This window comes from Kitasatospora sp. NPDC059648 (genome assembly GCF_042734825.1).
In the GTDB taxonomy this organism is placed as follows: domain Bacteria; phylum Actinomycetota; class Actinomycetes; order Streptomycetales; family Streptomycetaceae; genus Kitasatospora.
In genome coordinates this window covers 80,050-102,349 of record NZ_JBHWDU010000013.1, presented here as the reverse complement: position 1 = coordinate 102,349, position 22,300 = coordinate 80,050, and the positions used below count along the sequence as shown (strand labels likewise).

Sequence of the window (22,300 nt, the reverse complement as noted above, 5' to 3'; positions counted from 1 at the left end):
GGTCACGCTTCCTCGATCACGAACCGGACCCGGGTCCCCGGGCTGAACAGGGCCGCGGGTTCCCGGGACGGGTCCCACAGCACCGCGTCGGTGCGCCCGATCAGCTGCCAGCCGCCGGGGGAGGAACGCGGGTAGGCGCCGGTGTACGGGCCGGCGAGGGCGATCGACCCGGCAGGGACGGCGGGGCGCGGGACGGCCCGCCGGGGCACCCGGTAGCGCTCGGGCAGACCGGTCAGGTACCCGAAGCCGGGGGCGAAGCCGCTGAAGGCGACCCGGAACTCGGTCGCCGAGTGGATGCGTGCGACGTCCTCCTCGGCGACGCCCCACAGCGCGGCGACCTCCGCGACGTCGGCGCCGTCGTAGCGCACCGGGACGGTCACGCTCTCCTCACTGGTCGCCCGCAGCGGCGGTACGCGCCAGCCGGCCAGTTCGGCGGCCAGGGCCCCGGGGTCGGCCACGCCGTCGAGCAGCACGGTCCGTTCGGCGGGCACGACCTCGGTGACGGGCGGGAGTTCGGAGGCCGCGCGGCGGCGCGCGAGTTCGGCGTGGAAGGCGACCGCCTCGTCGGCGCCGTCCAGTTCGACCAGCAGCGCGTCGAGGCCGACCCGCAGGACCCGGATGTTCATCCCGTCCACCCCGTCCGTCTCCCGCTGTGCTCGATGCCGCTCATGCGAACGCCTCGATCCGAACTCCGGCCGCCCGCAGCGCGGTTCGGACCCGGAGGGCGAGGTCCGCCGCCCCGGGGGTGTCGCCGTGCACGCACAGCGAGCGCGCCCGCAGCCGGATCCGGTCGCCGGTGCGCGCGGTGACCTCGCCGTCCCGGGCGATGGCGACCGAGCGGTGGACGACGGCCTCCGGGTCGTGGACGACGGCGTCGGGCTCGCGGCGGGGGACGAGCGTGCCCTGCGGGGTGTAGGCGCGGTCGGCGAACGCCTCGGCGACCACCGGCAGTTCGGCCCGACCGGCGGCCTCGTGCAGCCGCGAGCCGGGCAGCCCGAGGACGGGAAGGCCCGGTGCGGCCAGCCCGACGCCGCGGACCACCGCCTCCGCCTGCTCCTCGTCGTGCACCGTCCGGTTGTACAGCGCGCCGTGCGGCTTGACGTACGCCACCCGCGCCCCGGCCGCCCGCGCGAACACCTGCAACGCGCCGATCTGGTAGGCGACTTCGTGTGCGAGCTCGTCCGGCGGGACGTCCATCGCGCGTCGTCCGAACCCGGCGAGGTCCCGGTAGGAGACCTGCGCGCCGATCCGTACGCCCCGCGCCGCGGCCAGCTCGCAGACCCGCCGCATGGTGCTCGGATCCCCGGCGTGGAAGCCGCAGGCGACGTTGGCGCTGGTGACCACCGACAGCAGTGCGTCGTCGTCGGTGAGCGTCCAGCGGCCGAAGCCCTCGCCGAGGTCGGCGTTGAGGTCGACGACCGTCCCGGGAGGCCGCTCGGCGGATCTCATCTCGCGCCGTCCGTCATGGCGCCGTTCACCGGCGCGCCGTCCGTCACCGCGTCGTTCACCGCCACGCCGTCCGTCACCGGGTCGTCCGTCGCCGGGCCGTTCGCCATCGCAGTGTCCGTCATCGCGCGGACGATCACCGCGCGGGCGTCGTTCAGGTAGCAGGTCAGCTCGACCTCCGCGTCGTCGATCTCGCCCGACTCCAGCAGCCCGGTGAGCGTCTGGTTGCGGCGCAGGAACGGCGCGTGGAGCCCCCGCGCCGACGGGACGGCCGCGAAGGCCAGACGCAGTTCGGCCATCAGCCGGGCCATGCACTCGTCGATCCGACGGCTGCCGGCGATCCCCGCGACGGCCTGGTGGAAGTGCAGGTCGGCGGTGCCGACGGCGACCCAGTCGCCGATCGCCTCGGCGGCCTCCGCACGTTCCAGCGCGGCCCGCAGGGCGGCCAGGCGCTCGGGCGCCGCGCTGCGCAGGGCGCGCACCCCGGCCGTCTCCAGGGCAAGGCGCAGGGTGTAGATGTCGGCGACGTCGGCCGGTTCGAGGATCCGGACGAACACCCCGCGGTTCAGCTCGTGCACGACCAGCCGCTCGTCGGCCAGCAGCCGGAACGCCTCGCGGAGCGTGTTGCGCGAGACGGTGAGTGCCTCGCCGAGCGCCTCCTCCGACAGCCGGGTGCCGGGGGCGAGCCGGCCCTCGGTGATGTGGTCGCGCAGCACCTCGGCCACGCGTTGGGCGGCGCTGGCGCGTTCGAGCCGGCCACGGTCGGCCGCGAGTGCGTCGAAAACCCCGGTCACGTTCCACCTCCTGAACTCTTGTCGGATTGTTCCACAATCCCCTAGCCTCACGGCAACCCCCGCAGGGTCGCGGCCAACCCGGTCGCGACCTCCTCCGCCCGTGCTGCCCCAGGCGGCCGTCCTCGGGGCGGAGGCCCCTTCGAAAGGCGGTCAGGAACGTGATCGTTCTGCTCGGCATCCTCGTCGTGGTGGCCGGGTTCGCCACCCGGCGAAATCCGCTCCTCGTGGTCGGCGTCGCCGGAGTCCTCACCGGGCTGCTCGGCGGGATGAGCCCGCTGAAGGTCCTGGAGGCCTTCGGCACCGGCTTCGCCTCCAGCCGCTCGGTGACCGTATTCGCCGTCACCCTTCCCGTGATCGGCCTGCTGGAGCGCCACGGCCTGCAGGAACAGGCCCGCGCCCTGATGAACAAGCTGGCCAGGGCCAGCGCCGGCCGCGTGCTCGCCGTCTACCTGGTGCTCCGCCAACTCACCGCCGCCTTCGGCCTCACCGGCCTCGGCGGACCGGCGCCCGCCGTACGGCCCATGGTCGTCCCGATGGCCGAGGCCGCCGCCGAACGCCGCCACGGCACGCTGACCGACAGGGCCCGCGAACGCCTGCGCTCCCTCGCCGCGAGCGCCGACAACGTCGGCCTGTTCTTCGGCGAGGACTGCTTCCTCGCCGTCGGTTCGATCCTCCTGATCACCGGCTTCGTCAACGCGACCTACCACACCGACCTGGAGCCGGTGCAGCTCGCGCTGTGGGCCGTCCCCACCGCGGTCTGCGCCACCCTCGTCCACGGCGCGCGCCTGCTGCGCCTGGACCACACCCTCGCCCGGGACCTGTCCGCCGCCGGGCCGGCCACCACCGCCGTCCGCATCGAGGAGCCGAGCAAGTGATCAAGGTCGAGTGGCTGTACTGGCTGGTCGGAGCCGTCTTCATCGCGATGGCCGCGCAGATGGCGCTGGACCGCGGCAACCCCAGGCGCCACGGCAGCGCCGCCTTCTGGGGCCTGCTCGGCGCGAGCTTCGTCTACGGCACCCGGGTCGCCGACAAGAGCGCCCCCGCCGCGCCGCTGGGCGTCGCCGTCCTGGCGATGATCTGTCTGGCCGGCTTCGGCTTCACCGGCCGCGGCACCTCGACGGCCGCCGCCCCCGAACAGCGGGCCGCCTCCGCCGCGCGCCTGGGCAACCGGTTGTTCATCCCCGCACTGGCGCTCCCGCTGGTCGCGCTGGCCTGCGGGACCCTGCTCAAGGGCGTGCACCTGGGCGGCGGCGGTCGAGTGCTGCTGCAGACCGGCAGCGAGACCCTGCTCGGGCTGGGCATCGGCACGGTCGTCGCCCTGGGCCTCGGGCTGCTGCTCACCCGCGAGCGCAACCCGGCCGTCGCCCTGCGCTCCGGCCGCGGGCTGCTGGAGGCGATGGGCTGGGCGCTGCTGCTGCCCCAGCTCCTCGCGGTCCTGGGCTCGATCTTCCAGAGCGCCGGCGTCGGCACCCAGGTCGGCAAGCTCACCACCCACTTCCTGCCGGACGGCAGCAAGTACGCGGCGGTGGCGGTCTACTGCCTGGGCATGGCGCTGTTCACGATCATCATGGGCAACGCCTTCGCGGCCTTCCCGGTGATGACCGCCGCGATCGGCTGGCCGATCCTGGTCACCCAACTGCACGGCAGCCCGGCCGTGGTCCTGGCGGTGGGCATGCTGGCCGGCTTCTGCGGCACCCTGGTCACGCCGATGGCGGCCAACTTCAACCTCGTCCCGGCGGCGCTGCTCGAACTCAGGGACCAGTACGGGCCGATCAAGGCCCAAGCCCCCACCGCCGGCGCGTTGTTGGTCTGCAACATCGCCATCATGTCGTTCTTCGCGTTCTGACCGTTCCTGGAAAGGCGGCCCCGTGACCAGGGTCCTGCTCACCGGCTTCGAACCCTTCGGCGGCGCCGACGTCAACCCGTCGTGGGAGGTCGCCCGTCTCGTCGCCGCCACCCCGCCCGAGGGACTGGCGGTCACGGCGGCCAGGCTGAGCTGCGTCTTCGGCCAAGCGGCCGAGGAACTGCGCACCGCCGTAAGGGCGTTCGCCCCCGACCTGGTGATCTCCCTCGGCCAGGCCGCCGGCCGTCCGGACGTCACCGTCGAGCGCGTCGCCATCAACGTCGACGACGCCCGCATCCCCGACAACGCGGGCCGTCAACCGGTCGACCGGCCCGTCGTCCCCGGCGGCCCGGCGGCCTACTTCGCGACCCTGCCCGTCAAGGCCTGCGTCGCCGCCGCCCGGGAGGCCGGCGTCCCCGCCTCCCTCTCGCACACCGCGGGGACCTTCGTCTGCAACCACGTCTTCTACGCGCTGATGCACCTGCTCGCCGACGAACTCCCCACCGCACGAGGAGGGTTCGTCCACATACCCGCCCTGCCCTCGCAAGTCCTCGACGTTTCCACGCCCTCCCTCCCCGCCGACACCGTCGCCCATGCCCTGCGCGCCCTCCTCACCGCCGCCGCGACCCGCACCACCGATCTCCGCGTCCCGGAGGGGGCGACCCACTGAATGCCGCGGTGCCCCGGGGCCGGGCGGGAGCACCTCTCGGCGCCGCACGGCGGTGCACCGCCGTGCGGCGCTGCACCGCAGGGCACCGCCGCCGTGGTCCGGCCCGTGGCCAGGCGGCGTGAGGCGGATCACGTCGGCTCCGGTCTCCACTACGGCCGGTCGTGGGAGGAGTTCCGCACTCCGCGCCGCACGAGGAGCGTCCGGGCGGGGCGCCTGCTACTGCCCCGCGTCGTAGCGGGAGGGTTGTCACGGGTTCGATCGCCCGCTAACAATACGTGGCACCCGTAAGACCCGGGCAGAACTCGGGGGGCCGACGTTCAGAGGTACCCATGACAGTCCTTGGCCCGCGCTTCAAGCACCGCCGCAACCCGCTCCGTCGTCCTCGGCGGTCCGTGCCGCTCCTGGGGGCGGCCGTGCTGCTGTGCTGCGCGTCGGGCGGGATCTGTGCGGCCGTGCTCCCGGCCGGCGGTCACCTTCCGGCGGCGGGAGCGGCTGGAGCGGCGGCCGTGGCGGTCGGCCGGGTGACGGGCTTCCTGGACTACTTCGCCGGGGTCTTCACCCTCCTCACGCTGACCGGCGCCGTGGTGGGCGGGCTCGTCGCCACCGACCGGCTGGTGCTGACTCCCCGGCTGCGCGTCGCCGTACAGTCCGTGCACCGGGCGACCGCCGTCGCGGCGCTGGGTTTCCTGGCCACCCACATCGCGGTCAAGGTCATGGAGCGCCACGCCGCGCCGCAGACCGCCGTGCTCCCGTTCAGCGGCGGCGCGGGGCTCGCGGTCGGCCTGGGCACCATCGCCGCCGATCTGCTCGTGCTGGTCGCCGCGACCGGCGCGGTACGCGGCCGGTTCGCGGGCAGCCGCCGCCCGTGGCTGTGGCGCGTCCTGCACGCGACGGCGTACGCGTGCTGGCCGATCGCCCTGGCCCACGGGCTGGCGGCGGGCCGGCAGGCGCACGCCTGGGTGGTGTGGGGCTACGGGCTGTGCGCGGCCGTCGTGGCGCTCGCGCTCCTGGTCCGCGCCCTGGCCTTCGCCGGCCGTCGCAGGACCGGCGTGCGACACCGACGCGCGGTCAAGGCGCACCGACCCGCCGCCCAGCCCTTCGCCGCTCTCGCCCACCTGTCCGTCCCGGCACCGCGCGGGAGGGCCCGGCACGCGGGGCAGGCGTACCGCCGACCCGGGCAGGCCGCCCGAACGGCCGGACCGCCCGTGCCCCCGTTGCCCGGCCTGGCCCGGTCGGGGGGTGCCCAGTGAGCACCGCCCTGGAGCTGCCTCAGGTGCGCCGACTGGGGCCGGCACTGCTGACCGCCGGTCTCGACCGCCGGCACCGGCTCGACCTGGCCGCACACACCGACGTCCACGGGTCGCTTCCGCACCTCGACCGGGACGGCCTGCTGGCCGTGGCCGACCGCATCGAGCTGCGCGGCCGCGGCGGCGCGGGCTTCCCGTTCGCCCGCAAGGCACGGGCCACCCTGGCCACCGCCGACCGCACCGGCGCTCCGCCGGTCGTCGTGGTGAACGGCGCCGAGGGCGAGCCGCCCAGCGCGAAGGACCGGATGCTGCTCTCCCGCGCGCCCCATCTCGTCATCGACGGCGCCCGCCTCGCCGCCGCCGCCCTCGGGGCCGAGGAGCTCGTGATCGGCGTCGCCGCGGGCGGCCCCGGGGAGGTCTCGATCCCCGCCGCCCTCGCGGAGCGGACCGACCTCCCGTGCCCGGCCCGGACCGTGTGCGTGCCCGAACGCTTCGTCTCCGGCGAGTCCGGCGCCCTGATCCGGGGCATCAACGGCCGGCCCGTCCTGCCGCCGACCGTGAAGGCCCGGGCGGCCGACGGTGGGAACGGGGGCGTGCGCCGACGCCCGACGCTGCTGGCCAATGCCGAGACCTGGGCCCAGCTCGCCGTCGCGGCCCGCATCGGCCCGGACGCCTACGCCTCCGTCGGTGTCCACGAGCCCGGGACCGTTCTGTTGACCGTCAACCGGGCGGGCGCCGATCAGCTGGTGGTCGAGGCCCCGAGCGGGACCCGGCTGGGCACGGTGCTGGAAGCCTGCGGCGTCGCACCGGGTGTCGGCGTGCTGGTGGGCGGCTACCACGGTGCCTGGCTGGACCCGCGCGAGGCTCTGGAAGCGCCGCTGTCGAACGCCGGGCTCGCGGCCGTCGGCGGGACGCTCGGCGCGGGCGCGATAGCGGTGCTCCCCGCCGAGGTCTGCGCGGTCGGCGAGATCGCCCGGATCGCGGCCTGGCTGGCGGCGGAGTCGGCCGGCCAGTGCGGGCCCTGCAAGCGCGGCCTGCCGGCCGCCGCCGACGCCCTCGCCGCGTTGGCGGCCGCGGGCGGCGGGTCCGCAGCCCTGGACGCCCTGGAGACCGCACGCCACGCCGTCACCACGTCCCAGGGCGGTGGCGCCTGCTCCCACCCGGACGGCACGGCCCGGTTCGTCCTGTCCGCGCTCGACGTCTTCGCCGAGGACATCGGCCTGCACACCGCCGGCGCGGGCTGCGGCCGACCGGTGCGCGGGGTGCTGCCCCTCCCGCGCCGGAACGAGGCCACGCTGGAAGTCGACTGGTCCCGCTGCGCGGGCCACGGACTGTGCGCCGTACTCGCCCCGGACCTGATCCGCCTGGGCCCGCACGGCTACCCGGTGTCCACCACCATGCCCGTCGCCGCCTGGCAGGAGCACGGTGCCCGCCGTGCGGTGAACCAGTGCCCCGCACTCGCCCTGCGGATCCGCCGCCGCGGCTGACCGGGTCTGCCGGCCTCCTCAGGACGTACCGAAGAAGCTGTCCAGGATCCGCTGCGCAGCCAGCCCCGCCGGCAGCGAACCCGCCCGCACCTCGGCCTCCAGCGACGGGGCGAGCCGCCGCACCTCGGGGTGCTCGTGCAGCCGCGCGTACAGCTGGTCGTGGACCATCGACCACGTCCACCCGACCTGCTGCTCCCGCCGCTTCGCCGCCAGCGCCCCCGTCGCGTCCAGGACCTTCCGGTGCTGCTGCAGCCGCTCCCACAGCACGTCCAGCCCGGCCCCGTCGAGCCCGCTGCAGGTGAGCACCGGAGGCGTCCACGCCGCGTCCGGCGCCTGCAACAGCCGCAGGGCACCGGCCAGTTCGCGGGCAGCAGCGCGAGCGTCCCGCTCGTGCGGGCCGTCCGCCTTGTTGACGGCGATGACGTCCGCCAGCTCCAGCACGCCCTTCTTGATGCCCTGGAGCTGGTCGCCCGTCCGCGCCAGGCTGAGCAGCAGGAAGGTGTCGACCATCCCCGCCACCGCCGTCTCGGACTGCCCGACGCCCACCGTCTCGATGAGCACCACGTCGTACCCGGCCGCCTCCATGACCACCATCGACTCCCGGGTGGCCTTGGCGACCCCGCCCAGCGTCCCCGAGGTCGGCGACGGCCGGACGAAGGCGGCCGGATCGACGGCCAGCCGCTCCATCCGGGTCTTGTCGCCCAGGATGGACCCGCCCGTCCGGCTCGACGTCGGGTCGACGGCGAGCACCGCGACGCGGTGGCCCAGCCCGGTCAGCATGGTCCCGAAGGAGTCGATGAAGGTCGACTTGCCGACCCCGGGCACCCCCGTGATGCCCACCCGGACCGCCCCGCCCGCGTGCGGCAGCAGCCGCTGGAGCAGCCGCTGCGCGAGCGCGCGGTGGTCGGGCCGGGTGGACTCGACGAGGGTGACGGCGCGCGCGATCCAGGCGCGCGAGCCGTCGAGGACACCGGTCACGTAGCTGTCGAGGTCGATCGTCCTCGGAGGCATCCGCTAGAAACCCCGCCTCACAGTTCGTGGCCGAGGTCGGCCGCCAGTGCCGTCAGCAGGTCGTACGCCGCGTCCGGGATCACCGTGCCCGGGCCGAACACGGCCGCCGCGCCCGCCTCGTACAGGGCGTCGAAGTCCTGCGGGGGGATGACCCCGCCGACCACGATGGTGATGTCCTCGCGCCCCGCCTCCGCCAGCTCGGCGCGCAGCGCGGGCACCAGCGTCAGGTGTCCGGCGGCCAGCGAGGAGACTCCCACGATGTGCACGTCCGCCTCGACGGCCTGCCGGGCGACCTCCGCCGGGGTCTGGAACAGCGGGCCGACGTCCACCGTGAACCCCAGGTCCGCGAACGCGGTGGCGATCACCTTCTGGCCGCGGTCGTGGCCGTCCTGGCCCATCTTGGCGACCAGGATGCGCGGACGGCGGCCCTCGGCCTGCTCGAACCGCTCGACCAGGTCGCGGGTGCGCTGGAGGGGAGCCGACGGGCCCGCTTCGTCTCGGTACACACCGGAGATGGTACGGATCTGGCCGGAGTGGCGGCCGTACACCTTCTCCAGGGCGTCCGAGATCTCGCCGACGGTGGCCTTGGCCCGGGCCGCGTTGACGGCCAGGTGCAGCAGGTTGCCGTCCAGCGAGCCGCCGCGCTGCGGACCGGCCTCGGCGGCCGCCGTCAGCGCGCGCAGCGCGTCCTGGGTCACGGCCTCGTCGCGTTCCTCCCGGAGCCGGCGCAGCTTCTCGACCTGCCGGGCGCGCACCGCGGAGTTGTCGACCTTGAGGACGTCGATCTGCTCGTCGCTCTCGACCCGGTACTTGTTGACGCCGATCACCGGCTGGCGGCCGGAGTCGATCCGCGCCTGGGTGCGGGCGGCGGCCTCCTCGACGCGCATCTTGGGGATGCCCGCGTCGATGGCCTTGGCCATGCCGCCGGCCGCCTCGACCTCCTGGATGTGCTGCCAGGCCCTGGCGGCGAGGTCGTGCGTGAGCTTCTCGACGTACGCCGAGCCGCCCCACGGGTCGATCACCCGGCAGGTGCCGGACTCCTGCTGCAGCAGCAGCTGGGTGTTGCGGGCGATGCGGGCGGAGAAGTCGGTGGGAAGCGCCAGCGCCTCGTCGAGGGCGTTGGTGTGCAGCGACTGGGTGTGGCCCTGGGTGGCGGCCATCGCCTCCACGCAGGTCCGCGTGACGTTGTTGAACACGTCCTGGGCGGTGAGCGACCAGCCCGAGGTCTGCGAATGGGTGCGCAGCGAGAGGGACTTGGCGTTCTTCGGGTCGAACTGCTTGACCAGCTTGGCCCACAGCAGCCGGGCCGCGCGCAGCTTGGCGACCTCCATGAAGAAGTTCATGCCGATCGCCCAGAAGAACGACAGCCGCGGCGCGAAGGCGTCCACGTCCAGCCCCACGTCCAGTCCCGCGCGCAGGTACTCCACCCCGTCGGCCAGGGTGTAGGCCAGTTCCAGGTCGGCCGTGGCACCGGCCTCCTGGATGTGGTAGCCGGAGATGGAGATCGAGTTGTACCGGGGCATCTTCTGCGAGGTGTACGCGAAGATGTCCGAGATGATCCGCATCGACGGCTGCGGCGGGTAGATGTAGGTGTTGCGGACCATGAACTCCTTGAGGATGTCGTTCTGGATGGTCCCCGCGAGCTTCTCCGGCGGTACGCCCTGCTCCTCGGCCGCGACGATGTACAGCGCCAGGACGGGCAGCACCGCGCCGTTCATGGTCATCGACACCGACATCCGGTCCAGCGGGATGCCGTCGAACAGCTGGCGCATGTCGTAGATCGAGTCGATGGCGACGCCCGCCATGCCGACGTCGCCGGTGACGCGCGGGTGGTCGCTGTCGTAACCGCGGTGGGTCGGCAGGTCGAAGGCGACCGAGAGGCCCTTCTGACCGGCGGCCAGGTTGCGGCGGTAGAAGGCGTTGGACTCCTCGGCGGTGGAGAAGCCCGCGTACTGGCGGACGGTCCACGGCTGGTTGACGTACATGGTCGGGTACGGCCCGCGCAGGTACGGGGCGATGCCGGGGTACGTCTCCAGGAAGTCCACCCCGGCCAGGTCGGCCGCGGTGTAAAGCGGCTTGACGCCGATGCCCTCGGGGGTGTCCCAGACCAGCTCGTCGACGTCCTTGCCGGTGGCCCGGCGCCAGGCGGCCCGCCACTGGGTGTCGGACCCGCCGGTGACACCCCCGGCGGTGCCGCCGTCCAGCCCGATTCCGGTGAAGTCGGGGATCATCGAGCAACTCCGATCTGGTCCAGCAGGGAGGTCAGGACGGCGATCGCGTCGCCGCCCGCGTAGATGAACTCGTCCACTCCGGCGGGCACTTCGGCGAGCCGTCCGGCCAGCAGCACCCGCTGGGCGCCGGCCGCCCTCAGGGCGCCGGCGACCGCCGCGGCGTGCTCGCCGTACAGGGCGTCGCTGGAGCACAGGCAGGCGACGGTGGCACCGGACTCGGCGAAGGCCGACGCGAACGCGGCCGGGTCGACGCCCTCGGCGGCGACGGTCGCGAGGCCGCCGGCCTGGAACAGGTTGGCGGCGAAGGTGGTGCGCGCGGTGTGCGCGGCGGCGGTGCCGATCGAGGCCAGGAACAGCTTCGGGCGGCCGCCGGTCTCCGCCAGGAAGGCGTCCGAGCGGTCCCGCAGCGCCTCGTACGCCTCGGCGCGGCGCACCCGCGGCAGGCCGCCGCCCGGCGCCGCCGGGGCAGGCTCGCGGACCAGCGGCTGCTCGTCCAGGTGCGGGAACTCGCTGACGCCGGTGACCGGTTCGCGCCGCTTGGCGAGCTTCCCGGAGCGCTCCGCCCAGGTCGCGGCGATCCGCTCGCCGACCAGACCGGAGCCGAGCGCGGCCTGCTGGCCGCCGGCCCGCTCGATCTCCTGGAACCAGGCCCAGGCGGCCTGCGCCAGCTCCTCGCCCAGCTGCTCGACGTACCAGGAGCCGCCGGCCGGGTCGATCACCCGGGCGAGGTGGGACTCCTCCAGCAGGATCGCCTGGGTGTTGCGGGCGATCCGGCGGGCGAAGGCGTCGGGCAGGCCGAGCGCGCTGTCGAAGGGCAGCACGGTGACGGCGTCGGCGCCGCCGACCCCGGCGGCCAGGCAGGCCACCGTGGTGCGCAGCATGTTCACCCACGGGTCGCGGGCGGTCATCATCACCGTGGAGGTGACGGCGTGCTGGCGCTGGGCCGAGGCCTCGGCGGAGGCACCGGACACCTCGGCGACCCGGGCCCACAGGCGGCGGGCGGCGCGGAACTTGGCGATGGTCAGGAACTGGTCGGCGTCCGCGGCGAAGCGGAACTCCAGCTGGCCGAGCGCGGCGTCCACGGACAGCCCGGCGGCGGTCAGCGCGCGCAGGTAGGCGACGCCGGTGGCGAGCGCGCAGCCCAGTTCCTGGGCGGGCGAGGCGCCGGCCTCGTGGTACGGCAGGGCGTCGACGGTGAGCGCCCGGACGTTCGGGTACCCGTCGGTGCAGCGGGCGGCCAGCGCGGTGGCTTCGGCGAGCAGGGCGTCGGTGCGGTCGCCGTCGCCGGTGCGGGCCTGGAGGCCGAGCGGGTCGGCGCCGAGGTTCCCGGCGGCGGAGCCGGGGGAGACCTCGCGCTCCTCGTACAGCTTGAACAACTGTTCGGCGGCGTCGGTGAATTCGGCCCCGGCGTCGAGTGCGACGGCGGCCAGGTCCAGGTACACCCCGGTGAGCGCCTCGGGCAGGGCGGCGACCGGCAGGGCGGTGCCGCCCAGCTCCAGCCAGAGCGAGCCGACGCCGTGCTCCAGGTCGGCCAGCACGGCCTCGTTGGTGCGCCGCCGGTCCGGGTCGGCGTGCCGCTGGCGTACGTCCCACCCGGAGACGGCGGAGCCCTGCGGGCGGGCGCCGCGGACGAACGGCGGGAAGCCGGGGTATCCGGGCTCGGCCGAGGTGTCCTCGGCGGTGTACAGCGGACGGGCGCGCAGCCCGTCCGGGAGCGCGGTGGTGAGCGCCTGCTCGGCGGCGGCGCCGTCCTCGGGCTGGGCGCCGGACTTGCGCAGCACGCCCTCGACGAGCTGCTGCCACTGCTCACGGTGCGCGGCCGGGAACTCGGCGGCGAGGGGGAGCCTTTCGGGCGGGACCTTCATGTGCGCAGGTTAGCGCCCGTTTGCATGCCCGCAGGAGGGGCGGCGCGTGTGAGCTTGTTCTCGCTTTGGCGAACCTTTAGCACTCCTTCGGCCGTGGAGTGTCAAGAGGGCCGGCACACGAATCCGCCCGGCGGCAGGTCAACGCGGTTGCCGGGAGGGGGATTGCGGAACCCGGCCACTCATCTATTAAGTTACTTCGAAGAAGGCGGGCGGGGGCGGATCCCCCGTACGGCTCCGCCCGTCCTTCGCCGTCCCCCGACGCCGTCCGAAGCCCCTCGAAGGAGCCCACCGCGATGGGAAAGCGCCGCAAGCCCAGCCCCCCGAGCCGGGCCCGCATGGCGGTCCTCACCACGGCGATGGCCGGCGGCGCGGTGCTCGCCGCCGGCACCGCCCACGCCGAGCCGACCCCGAGCCTCGCCTCCGTCAAGGAGCAGGTGGACAAGCTCAACGAGGAGGCCGAGCAGTCCGTCGAGCAGTACAACGGCTTCCAGGACAAGCAGCAGAAGCTGCAGGGTGAGGCCAACAGGATCCAGGAGAGGGTCGCCCGCGGCCAGGAGGCGATGAACGAGCTGCGGACCCGGCTCGGCGCGGTCGCCGCCGACCAGTACCGCAACAACGGCATCGACCCGTCCGTCCAGCTGATGCTCGACTCCGACCCGGCCGCCTACCTGGAGCGCGCCGCGGTGCAGAACCAGGTCACCGACGGCCAGGCGGCCCTGCTCAAGCAGGCCCAGGACGAGCAGCGCAAGCTCGACCAGGACCGCGCCGAGGCCACCGCCACGCTCGCCCAGCTCGAATCGGTCGGCACCGAACTGGCGGAGAAGAAACAGCAGATCCAGACCAAGCTGTCCCAGGCGCAGGCCGTGCTCAACAAGCTGAGCGCCGAGGACCGCGCCAAGGTCAACGCCCAGCAGGCCGCCGACAAGGCCAGGGCCGAGGCCCAGCAGGCGGCCGCCTCCGACCGTGCCTCCCGCTCCTCGGCCCGCCAGGACCTGAGCACCCCCGCCCCGCCCGCCGGCGGCCGCGCCGCCGCCATCATCGCGTTCGCCCAGGCCCAGCTCGGCAAGCCGTACGGCTGGAGCAGGAGCGGCCCCGACAGCTTCGACTGCTCCGGCCTCACCAGTCAGGCGTACAAGGCGGCCGGCGTCAGGATCTCCCGCATGTCGCAGGACCAGTGGAACGACGGCCCGCGCATCTCCCGCGACGCCCTCCAGCCCGGCGACCTGGTGTTCTTCTACAGCGACATCCACCACGTCGGCATCTACATCGGCGACGGCAAGATGATCCACGCGCCGCGCACCGGCAAGAACGTCGAGGTCCTGCCGATCTCCGCGATGCCGTACATGGGTGCCGTCCGGCCGTAGTCGGCAGCCGGCGACACGACAGGTACGTGGCGCCGGAAGGGAGTCGATCAGGAGGACGCCGGCCGCGCCGGCCGCGCGCCGGCCGGGCGGTTCACGGGTGCGGCGCGCAGGCCAGCAGGTACGGCAGCGCGGGCAGCGTCAACAGGCCGAGCCACCAGGCCAGTCGGCGCCGTCGGCCGGTGCCCGGCCGGGCCAGCCGGCGGACCCTGGCGAGCACCCCGGTGGAGGCGACCGCGAGCGTCCCGTCCGGAGTCGCCCCCGAAGTGGCCAACGCGCAGAGCGCCGAGGCCAGTTCACCCCGGGACACCTTCGCCAGCACCGCGTCGTCCGCCGCCATCTCCAGCAGTAGCGCCACCTCCGCGCGCCCGAGCCGGGCCAGCGGCAGCGGCCCGAACAGCAGGGCGAAGGTGTCTGCGGGCAGCCGGAAGAGGTGGTGGCGGCCGCGGATGTGCCCGTGCTCGTGGGCGACGGCCGCGGCCAGCTGCCGCTCGTCCAACAGCCTCAGCGCCCCGCGCGACAGCACGACCCGGGAGCGGCGCCCGGGCAGGCAGTAGACGGTGGGGTGGGCGTGCTCCAGTACGAGCGCGCCCCAGCGCCGGTCCCGTACGGCGACCACGTCCAGCACCGCCCGGTGTCGCCGCCGGGCCCGTCCGGCCCGGACGCCGACGGCGGCCACCAGCGCGGCGAGCACCGCTCCGGCGGTGGCCAGCAGCCACCAGTCGTGGGTGTGGGGCAGCACCGGCCCGGTCGGTTCGAGGTGGGGTAGCAGCCCGATCAGCCCGGCCGGCTCGTGCGCGGCGGGCTCGACGGCGTGGTGCCCGGTGAGCACCAGGGCGACGGTGAAGGAGGTCATCAGCGCCAGCCACAGGGCCGCGCCGAGAGCCGGCCGGGCCTGGAGCCGGGCGGAGCCCGCCAGCCGGCGGGGCAGCAGCACGCCGGTCACCGCCAGGTGGAGCCCGAGCAGGGCGAGCGTCACTCTGAGTCCCGGGCCTTCACCTGTTCGAGGGCGGCGAGCAGCGCGGACGCCTCGTCCCCGCTGATCCGGTCGACGAAGTGCAGCAGCGCGCCGGCCCGGTCCGGGCTGGTCTCCAGCGCCTGGTGCATCAGCTGGGCGGTGTACGCCTCCCGCGTGCAGGTCGGCTCGTACACCCAGGCGCGGCCGACCTTGTCCCGGCGCAGCCAGCCCTTGGTGTGCAGGATGTCGGCGACGGTGGTGACGGTGGTGTACGCGACCGCCCGCTGCTGCTGGAGGTCGTCGACCACCTCGCGTACCGTGGCCGGACGGCCCCAGGACCAGAGCCGGTCCATGATCTCGGCTTCGAGATCGCCGAAACCCCGTAGCACCGCCCTCGTCTCCCTCGCCGAACCGTTCGCCGGCGCCCTTCGCCCGCTGGAACGCGGCCCATGCTACGGCGAGCGCCGGGCGCCCGCCCCCGGGTGACGGGAACGGGCGCCCAGGGAGTCCGGCCGGTGGTGCTCGCCCGGTGTTCAAGGAGTGCCTGACGTGCTCAAACGGTGGTCAGGACAGCCGCCGCCCCAGCGCCACCCGCGAGCGGGTGAACAGCGCCGCGAGCAGCCCCGCCACCACCGGCAGCACCAGCACGACCAGCAGCAGTTCCCCCCAGGGCGCGGCGATCAGGGCCGGCTGCGAACCGATCCCGCCGGCCCGGGACTTCAGCAGCCCCACTGCCGGGACGAATCCGTTGGCCGCCCCGAGCACCGCCCCGAGCAGGGCGATCAGCGCGCACTGCAGGCCCGCCATGGTCCGGCGGATCCGCGGCGGTGCGCCGACGGCCGCCAGGGTGGCCTGGTCCTGCCGGGAGTCGGCGGCCGCGAGCCCGGTGGCGATCCCGGCCGCGCCGAGCACGACCAGTCCGGCGAAGCCGGTGAGGGCGAGGGTGATCGCGTCGCTCTTGGGCCGGTAGCCGCGCTCGACGGTCAGCTCGGCATGGTGGTCCAGCCGGACGGCGGCGGCCGCGGCCCGCTGCTGCGCCGTGCGGTCGGGCGGGGTGGTGGGCCGCCACACCGAACCCTGGGGCGCCGAGCCGAGGCCGAGCCCGGCCAGCGCGCCGGTCGGCATCAGGCCCTGGGCGAAGCGGGCCGCGTCGGGGTCGTCGACCAGCACCGCGTCCACCGGGACTTCCCGGAGGTCGGGCTCGGGGATCTGCCCGGGCTGCAGCGGCGCACCGCCGCCCCCGCGCAGCAGCATCACGGCCCTGCCGTCGGCACCGATCAGCGAGCGGTCGAAGACCAGCAGCTTCCCTGCCGCCAGGGCGCGTTCGGCTTCCGGGTCGCGAACGTCGAACAGGTTGTGCAGCACGGAGACGTCTCCGGTGGCGACATGCGGCAGATCGGCCAGCCGGCGCGGTTCCGCCGGGCCCTTGAGCACGACGGTGCTGGAGCAGTTGTCGCAGAACCGGTAGACCAGCTGGCCGACGTCGGCGCGCCCGCCGAGCCCGGTCAGCTGCTTCTCCACCTCGGCCGGCAGCCGGTCGGCCTTCGGCCCGTCGTCGTGGCTGATCAGCTGGACGGCGCCGTACGGAGCCTGCGGTCGGTAGTCGCGCCGGTTCTCGGCGTCGGTGCTGGTGCTGTACACCCCGATGGCGACGGCTCCGGCCACCGCGGCCATCACCGCGGCGACGGCCGGTGCGGTGCGCGAGCGGTTGCGGGCGGAGTCCCGCAGTGCCAGCCGGGGGCCGAGAGGCAGCCGTCCGGCGAACCGGCCGAACAGGGCGACCAGCACCGGGGTGCAGGCGAGCAGGCCGAGTTCGGCGGTGATCGAGCCGCCGAGCACGGTGAGCGTCCGGGTGTCGTAGGTGCTCACCACGGGCAGGCCGTGCTGTACGGCGCCGGCGCCGTACATCGCGATCGCGCCGCCGCCGAGGATCAGCGCCACGCCGAGCAGGGTGACCAGGCGGTTGGGCGTCCGGACGGCGTCCCGCCCGGTGAGCCCGGCGGTGACGCCGCGCCGGGCGGCCTGCCAGGCCGGCAGCGCGGCCGCCAGCAGCGCGGTGAGCAGGCCGATCCCGGCGATCGCCAGCAGGTCGGGCACCGGCAGTGCGAAGTGGCCGAAGCGCGCGCCGCCGACCTCCTCGATCACCGGCCGCAGCGCCGCGACCAGTGCGGTGCCGACGGCCACGCCGAGCGCCGCGCCGACCAGGCCGAGCACCAGTCCGCCGCCGAGCACCACCGCCCCGATGTGCGAGCGCCGGCCGCCGGCCGCGCCCAGCAGGGCGAGCTGGCGGCGGGAGCGCCGGGCCCCGACCGCGAAGGCCGGCCCGGCGAGCAGGGCGACCTCCAGCAGCGCCATCCCGGTGACGGTGGCGACCACGACCCTGGTGCTGTTGCCGATGGCCGGGTCGCGGTAGGAGGTGGAGTCCCGGAAGTAGGGGACGGCTCCGTACGGCGGCGGGTCGAGCGCGACCGAGCGTGCGGTGAGGGTGTAGCCGTGGGCGTTGAACTGCTGGACCTTCGCCCAGTCGAGGGCGGCCCCGCCCGGCAGGTGCACCAGCCAGGACGTGCGGCCGCCCTGCGCCCGCTCGGCGGCGGGGCGTCCGGGATCCGCGGCGGCGGCCAGCTGGTCGAGCAACTCGCCCGGCCTGGCGACGAGTTCGACACGGCCTAGCTCGTCGGGGTGCTCCACCACACCGGTGATGGTGAAGGTGGTCCCTTCCAGTCCCTGAACGGCGGTGGTGCCGCCGAGGGAGAGCCCGGCGTGGTCCAGGAAGGCCCGGGTGACGGCCAGTTCGTGCGGCGCGCTCGGGGTACGGCCCTTGACCACGTCCAGTCGGCCGCGCCAGACCGGGTCGCCGAGGTCGGCCTCGGCCGTCAGGGTGCGGACCAGCCCCTCGGGCGAGCTCGCGCCGGTCTCCGGACCGGTCCGGGCGGGGGTGAGGATGCTGCCGGGCGGCAGCAGTGAAGTGACCAGGGCGGCCGGATCGGTGCCCGCGGCCTTCAGCTGCTCGGGCGTCGGCTGCTGGCCCGGGCGGGGCTGGACGGCGAAGGCGCCGTCTTCGGCGACCGGGGCCTGTTCGACGCTCTGGCCCGGGCTGAGCGCGGTGACCAGCGCGTCCGCGTTGCCCACCACCCGCTCGACCCGTTCGGCCGGGGTCAGTTGACCGCTGCGGTGGACGACGTCGGCACCGGTGACCCCGAGGACGGGCAGTGCCACCATGGCCAGGATCAGGGCGCTGCGCCCCCTGGCCCGCAGCGCGTCGCGCCGGGCGAGCCGCAGCGCGACCTTCCACGCCCCGACCCTCACCGGGCCACCTCGCCTTGGTGGTTGGGCCGGTGGACGGCGGCCCGGCAGCCGCCGGAGCGGCGCCCGGTGCTCTCCGAGGCGATCGCGCCGTCCCGCAGGTGGACCACCCGGTCCGCCCAGCCGGCGTGCGAGGCCTCGTGGGTGACCATCATGGCGGCGGCCCCGGCGTCGCAGCGGGCGCGCAGCACGGCGAGCACGGCGTCACCGGTGGCCGAGTCCAGCGCGCCGGCCGGCTCGTCGGCGAGGACGAGCCGGCGCTCGCCGATCAGGGCGCGGGCGATGGCGACGCGCTGCTGCTGGCCGCCGGACATGTCGTCGGGGAACCGGTCGGCGAGCTCGCCGATGCCCAGCTCGTCCAGGGCGGCCAGGGCCTCGCGGCGGGCGGTGCGGCCGGAGACGCCGTCGAGTTCGCGGGGCAGCGCGACGTTCTCGGCGGCCGTGAGCGCCGGGATCAGGTTGTAGTCCTGGAAGACGTACCCGACGGAGCGCCGCCGCAGGTCGGCGAGCCGGCCCCGGCCGAGGCCGCCGAGGGCCACGCCCTCGACCAGCACCTGGCCGTCGCTGGGCAGGTCCAGCCCGCCGGCCAGCGTCAGCAGGGTCGACTTCCCGGAGCCGGACGGTCCCATCACGGCGACGAACTCGCCCGCGTGGACGGTCAGGTCGACCCTGCGCAGGGCGTGCACCTCGGCGGCGCCGCGCCCGTGCACCCGGGAGACCCCGGACAGCCGCAGGACGGGTGCGGGCCGACTCGGATCGATGTGGGACACAGTTCCCCCTCGTGAGCTGTTCAGCTGCATATGTCGGTGAACTATATATGTCGTGAGCGGGTGCACAAGCCGGCCGGGGTTGGTCAAGGTTCTACAAAGCTGTCGAAGATCAGTCGAAAAGGTGACGTGCGGTGGTCGCGGCGGGTCTATGCTTTTCGAGGTTTGAAAAGGCACCTCGTTCGGTGAGGCGTCTTCACGGACACAGGCCACTGACCCGACGACGTCGAGAGACGCCCAGGTTCAGGACAGGTCTTCCCGAGTTAAGGGTTGACCCCAAGTGGCTTCCGGCCGATCCGGCTGGACACGCCGTGGAGTGCCAAAGCTCTGACGAGTTGGGGTGTACCGGTCCATCGTCGACCGGTGTGCTCCTTGCCGTGTCGCGACGCGGCGCACAGTCGGTGCGCCCCCGACCGGGAGGAGGCGGAGAAATGGACTGCAATAGTCCGGGCCACAGTAGCCCCTACCCCCGCATGCTCTCGAACACCTCCGGCACGCGGTAACAACCTCCCCTGCGCGTTCACCCGGCGCTTCGTCCTGCGCTCGACCATGCCCGGACGCAAGCCGCCTGACGCTTCGTCATGCCCGCACGGCCGCCGCCGCTCAGCGTCGCCGTACGGAGCGGGCGTCGTGCGCCCGCGGGGAGGATCGCTGCTGCGTGCCCCCTGTCGCCCTCTCAAGGAAGAGGGCAGGGAGGCCCCGCCATGACCAATGTGATGCTGGACCCGAAGGTTCCCACCGTCCCCACCGTTCCCGCCGCCCAGTCCGCCGTGCTCGACGACGCCCACGTCGGGGACATCAAGGGCGCGCTCGGCACCATCCGGCTCGACGACACCACCCCCCGCAGCGGGCTCTCCGCCCGGCTCAAGACCCTGCTGGCGATCGTCGGCCCCGGCCTGATCGTGATGGTCGGCGACAACGACGCCGGCGCCTTCTCCACCTACGGCCAGGCCGGGCAGAACTACGGCACCCGCCTGCTGTGGACCCTGCTGATGCTGATCCCGGTGCTGTACGTCAACCAGGAGATGGTGCTGCGCCTGGGCGCCGTCACCGGTGTCGGCCACGCCCGCCTGATCCTGGAGCGCTTCGGCAGGTTCTGGGGCGCGTTCAGCGTCATCGACCTCTTCCTGCTCAACGCCCTCACCCTGGTCACCGAGTTCATCGGCGTCACCATGGCGGCCGGGTACCTGGGCCTGCCGAAGGTCGTCTCGGTGGTGCTGGCGGCGGCGATCATCATCGCCTCGGCCTTCACCGGCTCCTTCCAGCGCTTCGAGCGCGTGGCCATCACACTGTGCGTCGGCTCGCTGCTGCTGGTGCCGATCTACTTCATGGTCCACCCCAGGACCTCGCAGATGGCCCACGACTTCGTGACGCCGACCATGCCGGGCGGCGCCGGCCAGCTGGCCGCCGTGATGCTGGTCATCATCTCGATCGTCGGCACCACCGTCGCCCCCTGGCAGCTGTTCTTCCAGCAGTCGTACGTCATCGACAAGCGGATCACCCCGCGTTTCATGAAGTACGAGAAGGTCGACCTGTGGATCGGGATCGTCGTGGTCATCGTCGGCGCGGCCGCGCTGATCGGCCTCACGGCGGCGGCCTTCGCGGGCACCGACGGCTTCGGGCAGTTCTCCGACACCGCCGCCGTGGCCAAGGGCATCGAGGACAAGGCCGGACACCTGGCGGGCGTGCTGTTCGCCGTCGCCCTGCTGGACGCCTCGATCATCGGCGCCTTCGCGGTCTCCCTCTCGACCGCCTACGCCATCGGCGACGTGTTCGGCATCAAGCACTCCCTGCACCGCGGCGTCAAGGGCGCCAAGGGCTTCTACGCGGTGTACGCGGGCCTGGTGGTGGTCGCGGCGGCGATCACCCTGCTGTCCAACGGCTACACCCAGGGCCTGATCACCCAGTTCGTCCAGGTGCTGGCCGGGGTGCTGCTGCCCTCCGCCACCGTCTTCCTGCTGCTGCTCTGCAACGACAGGGCCGTCCTCGGCCCGTGGGTGAACGGGCCGAGGACCAACGCCTTCACCTCGACGGTGGTCGGCGTGCTGGTGATGCTCTCGCTGATCCTCACCGCCTCGGTGGTCTGGCCGGACATCAGCTCCGGCGCGATCCTGTGGATCATGACCGGCTGCGGGGTCGCGGGCGTGCTGGTCGCCGGGTACTTCTTCACCTTCGGACGGCGGGGCACCAAGGAGGACCCGATCGACCGCACCGGCCGCGAGGACTGGCGGATGCCCCCGCTGGAGACGCTGAGCCGTCCGGTGATGTCCACCGCCCGCAAGGTCGGCATGGGGGCCCTGCGCGCCTACCTGCTGATCGCGATGGTCATGGTCATCATCAAGATCGTGCAGACCGCGCTGAACCACTGAGCCACCGGTCGCAGCCCGTACGGACGGGTGGTGAGCAGCGGCTCGCCCCCCGTCCGTTCCCTTTGCCCGTGTTCCCCGCGTTGCCCGCGTCTGCCCGCTTGCCCCGCGACTTCGCGAGTTCCGCGACGCCCGCGATGTCAGCGGATCCCCCTGGAGGAGGTGCCGTCGTGCACACCCTGACCACCGTCGAGTTCCTGGTCCGGCTCGCCACCGGCGTCGCCTGCGGCGCGCTGATCGGCGTCGAGCGCCAGTGGCGCGCCCGGATGGCCGGTCTGCGCACCAACGCCCTGGTCGCCGCCGGGGCCACCCTGTTCGTCCTGTACAGCGAGGCCGTCGGCGACGCCGGCAGCCCCACCCGGGTCGCCTCCTACGTCGTCTCCGGCATCGGCTTCCTCGGTGGTGGCGTCATCCTGCGCGACGGCGCCGGCGTGCGCGGCCTCAACACCGCCGCCACCCTGTGGTGCTCGGCCGCCGTCGGGGTGCTGGCCGCCTCCGGCAAACCGGACCTCGCCGTCCTCGGCACCCTCGCCGTGCTCGCCGTCCACCTGGTGCTGCGCCCGGCCGGGCGGCTGCTCGACCGGGCTCCGCAGTCCGGCAGCGACCCGGACTCCACCTCCCGGGCCACCGTCCACCTGGAGTGCGACCGCAAGTCCGAGACCCACATCCGCGCCCTGCTGCTCCAGGCCCTGACCGCCTCCGGCCTCGCCCCCACCGGCCTGCGCGCCCGCCGCAGCGACCAGGGCGACGCCACCAGCCTGCGGGCCACCGTGGCGATCGGCGGCCAGGTCGCCCCGGCCCTCGAACAGGTCGTCACCCGGCTGTCCCTGGAGCCCGGCGTGCGGGACCTCCACTGGCACCTGGACGACGGGTCGGACGAGCCGGGAAACCCGGCACTGGCCTGAAGCCCCTTCGGTGTAGAACGGAAAGACCGTCACACGAACCCTCCGG

The 22,300-nt window shown here is 74.1% G+C and carries 18 protein-coding genes and 1 riboswitch; of the genes, 8 read left to right on the top strand and 10 right to left on the bottom strand.

Annotated features, from left to right (window positions below; all coding sequences use genetic code 11):
• Nucleotides 1-2: 2 nt before the first annotated feature.
• The 3 genes from ACFV1W_RS11320 to ACFV1W_RS11310 are packed head-to-tail and all read right to left on the bottom strand — an operon-like array spanning nt 3 to nt 2,240.
• Nucleotides 3-626: an allophanate hydrolase subunit 1 gene (locus ACFV1W_RS11320; RefSeq protein ID WP_380415283.1), complete on the bottom strand. Its 624-nt coding sequence runs from the start codon at nt 624-626 to the stop codon at nt 3-5.
• Between the two features lie 40 nt (nt 627-666).
• The gene (locus tag ACFV1W_RS11315) at nt 667-1,449 is read right to left on the bottom strand and encodes a LamB/YcsF family protein (protein WP_380415281.1); all 783 of its coding nucleotides are present in this window, start codon (nt 1,447-1,449) and stop codon (nt 667-669) included.
• A complete protein-coding gene (locus ACFV1W_RS11310; RefSeq protein ID WP_380415279.1) occupies nt 1,446-2,240 on the bottom strand; it encodes a GntR family transcriptional regulator in 795 nt (264 codons plus the stop codon). The genes ACFV1W_RS11315 and ACFV1W_RS11310 overlap by 4 nt, the downstream gene beginning before the upstream one ends.
• A gap of 158 nt (nt 2,241-2,398) precedes the next feature.
• Here ACFV1W_RS11310 and ACFV1W_RS11305 point away from each other — a divergent pair, with 158 nt between their 5' ends.
• From ACFV1W_RS11305 to ACFV1W_RS11285, 5 genes are all read left to right on the top strand, one after another.
• Nucleotides 2,399-3,115 carry a DUF969 domain-containing protein gene (locus tag ACFV1W_RS11305; RefSeq protein WP_380415277.1) on the top strand — a complete coding sequence of 239 codons (717 nt, stop codon included), beginning with the start codon at nt 2,399-2,401 and terminating at the stop codon, nt 3,113-3,115.
• Nucleotides 3,112-4,086 carry a DUF979 domain-containing protein gene (locus tag ACFV1W_RS11300; RefSeq protein ID WP_380415275.1) on the top strand — a complete coding sequence of 325 codons (975 nt, stop codon included), beginning with the start codon at nt 3,112-3,114 and terminating at the stop codon, nt 4,084-4,086. The genes ACFV1W_RS11305 and ACFV1W_RS11300 overlap by 4 nt, the downstream gene beginning before the upstream one ends.
• Before the next feature lie 22 nt (nt 4,087-4,108).
• A complete protein-coding gene (gene pcp / locus ACFV1W_RS11295) occupies nt 4,109-4,753 on the top strand; it encodes a pyroglutamyl-peptidase I (protein ID WP_380415273.1) in 645 nt (214 codons plus the stop codon).
• A 329-nt stretch (nt 4,754-5,082) separates the two neighbouring features.
• Nucleotides 5,083-6,003, top strand: a complete 921-nt coding sequence (locus ACFV1W_RS11290) for a hypothetical protein (RefSeq protein ID WP_380415272.1) — start codon at nt 5,083-5,085, stop codon at nt 6,001-6,003.
• A complete protein-coding gene (locus ACFV1W_RS11285; RefSeq protein WP_380415270.1) occupies nt 6,000-7,487 on the top strand; it encodes an NADH-ubiquinone oxidoreductase-F iron-sulfur binding region domain-containing protein in 1,488 nt (495 codons plus the stop codon). The genes ACFV1W_RS11290 and ACFV1W_RS11285 overlap by 4 nt, the downstream gene beginning before the upstream one ends.
• Nucleotides 7,488-7,505: 18 nt before the next feature.
• Here the strand turns inward: ACFV1W_RS11285 and meaB are convergent, their stop codons facing one another.
• The 3 genes from meaB to ACFV1W_RS11270 are packed head-to-tail and all read right to left on the bottom strand — an operon-like array spanning nt 7,506 to nt 12,594.
• Nucleotides 7,506-8,498, bottom strand: coding sequence for a methylmalonyl Co-A mutase-associated GTPase MeaB (gene meaB, locus ACFV1W_RS11280; RefSeq protein ID WP_380415268.1), 993 nt, complete (start codon nt 8,496-8,498; stop codon nt 7,506-7,508).
• 17 nt (nt 8,499-8,515) lie between these two features.
• A complete protein-coding gene (scpA, locus tag ACFV1W_RS11275) occupies nt 8,516-10,729 on the bottom strand; it encodes a methylmalonyl-CoA mutase (RefSeq protein WP_380415266.1) in 2,214 nt (737 codons plus the stop codon).
• The gene (locus ACFV1W_RS11270; RefSeq protein ID WP_380415264.1) at nt 10,726-12,594 is read right to left on the bottom strand and encodes a methylmalonyl-CoA mutase subunit beta; all 1,869 of its coding nucleotides are present in this window, start codon (nt 12,592-12,594) and stop codon (nt 10,726-10,728) included. The genes scpA and ACFV1W_RS11270 overlap by 4 nt, the downstream gene beginning before the upstream one ends.
• 293 nt (nt 12,595-12,887) lie before the next feature.
• On the opposite strand from ACFV1W_RS11270, the gene ACFV1W_RS11265 reads away from it, so the two are divergent.
• Nucleotides 12,888-13,958, top strand: a complete 1,071-nt coding sequence (locus tag ACFV1W_RS11265) for an NlpC/P60 family protein (protein WP_380415262.1) — start codon at nt 12,888-12,890, stop codon at nt 13,956-13,958.
• Nucleotides 13,959-14,049: 91 nt separating this feature from the next.
• Here the strand turns inward: ACFV1W_RS11265 and ACFV1W_RS11260 are convergent, their stop codons facing one another.
• The 4 genes from ACFV1W_RS11260 to ACFV1W_RS11245 form a co-directional block, all read right to left on the bottom strand.
• Entirely contained in the window at nt 14,050-14,934 is an 885-nt protein-coding gene (locus tag ACFV1W_RS11260; RefSeq protein ID WP_380415260.1) for a M56 family metallopeptidase, read from the bottom strand.
• Nucleotides 14,931-15,302, bottom strand: coding sequence for a BlaI/MecI/CopY family transcriptional regulator (locus ACFV1W_RS11255; RefSeq protein WP_380415258.1), 372 nt, complete (start codon nt 15,300-15,302; stop codon nt 14,931-14,933). The genes ACFV1W_RS11260 and ACFV1W_RS11255 overlap by 4 nt, the downstream gene beginning before the upstream one ends.
• Nucleotides 15,303-15,477: 175 nt before the next feature.
• Nucleotides 15,478-18,219 (bottom strand): FtsX-like permease family protein, encoded by a 2,742-nt coding sequence (locus tag ACFV1W_RS11250; protein ID WP_380415256.1) that lies wholly within the window; start codon nt 18,217-18,219, stop codon nt 15,478-15,480.
• Nucleotides 18,216-18,977: an ABC transporter ATP-binding protein gene (locus tag ACFV1W_RS11245; protein ID WP_380415342.1), complete on the bottom strand. Its 762-nt coding sequence runs from the start codon at nt 18,975-18,977 to the stop codon at nt 18,216-18,218. Before ACFV1W_RS11245 ends, ACFV1W_RS11250 begins: the two co-directional genes overlap by 4 nt.
• 176 nt (nt 18,978-19,153) lie before the next feature.
• Nucleotides 19,154-19,330, top strand: a riboswitch (M-box (ykoK) riboswitch).
• Between the two features lie 357 nt (nt 19,331-19,687).
• Here ACFV1W_RS11245 and ACFV1W_RS11240 point away from each other — a divergent pair.
• Nucleotides 19,688-21,352 (top strand): NRAMP family divalent metal transporter, encoded by a 1,665-nt coding sequence (locus ACFV1W_RS11240; protein WP_380415254.1) that lies wholly within the window; start codon nt 19,688-19,690, stop codon nt 21,350-21,352.
• Nucleotides 21,353-21,519: 167 nt separating this feature from the next.
• A complete protein-coding gene (locus ACFV1W_RS11235; RefSeq protein WP_380415252.1) occupies nt 21,520-22,254 on the top strand; it encodes an MgtC/SapB family protein in 735 nt (244 codons plus the stop codon).
• Nucleotides 22,255-22,300 lie beyond the last annotated feature (46 nt).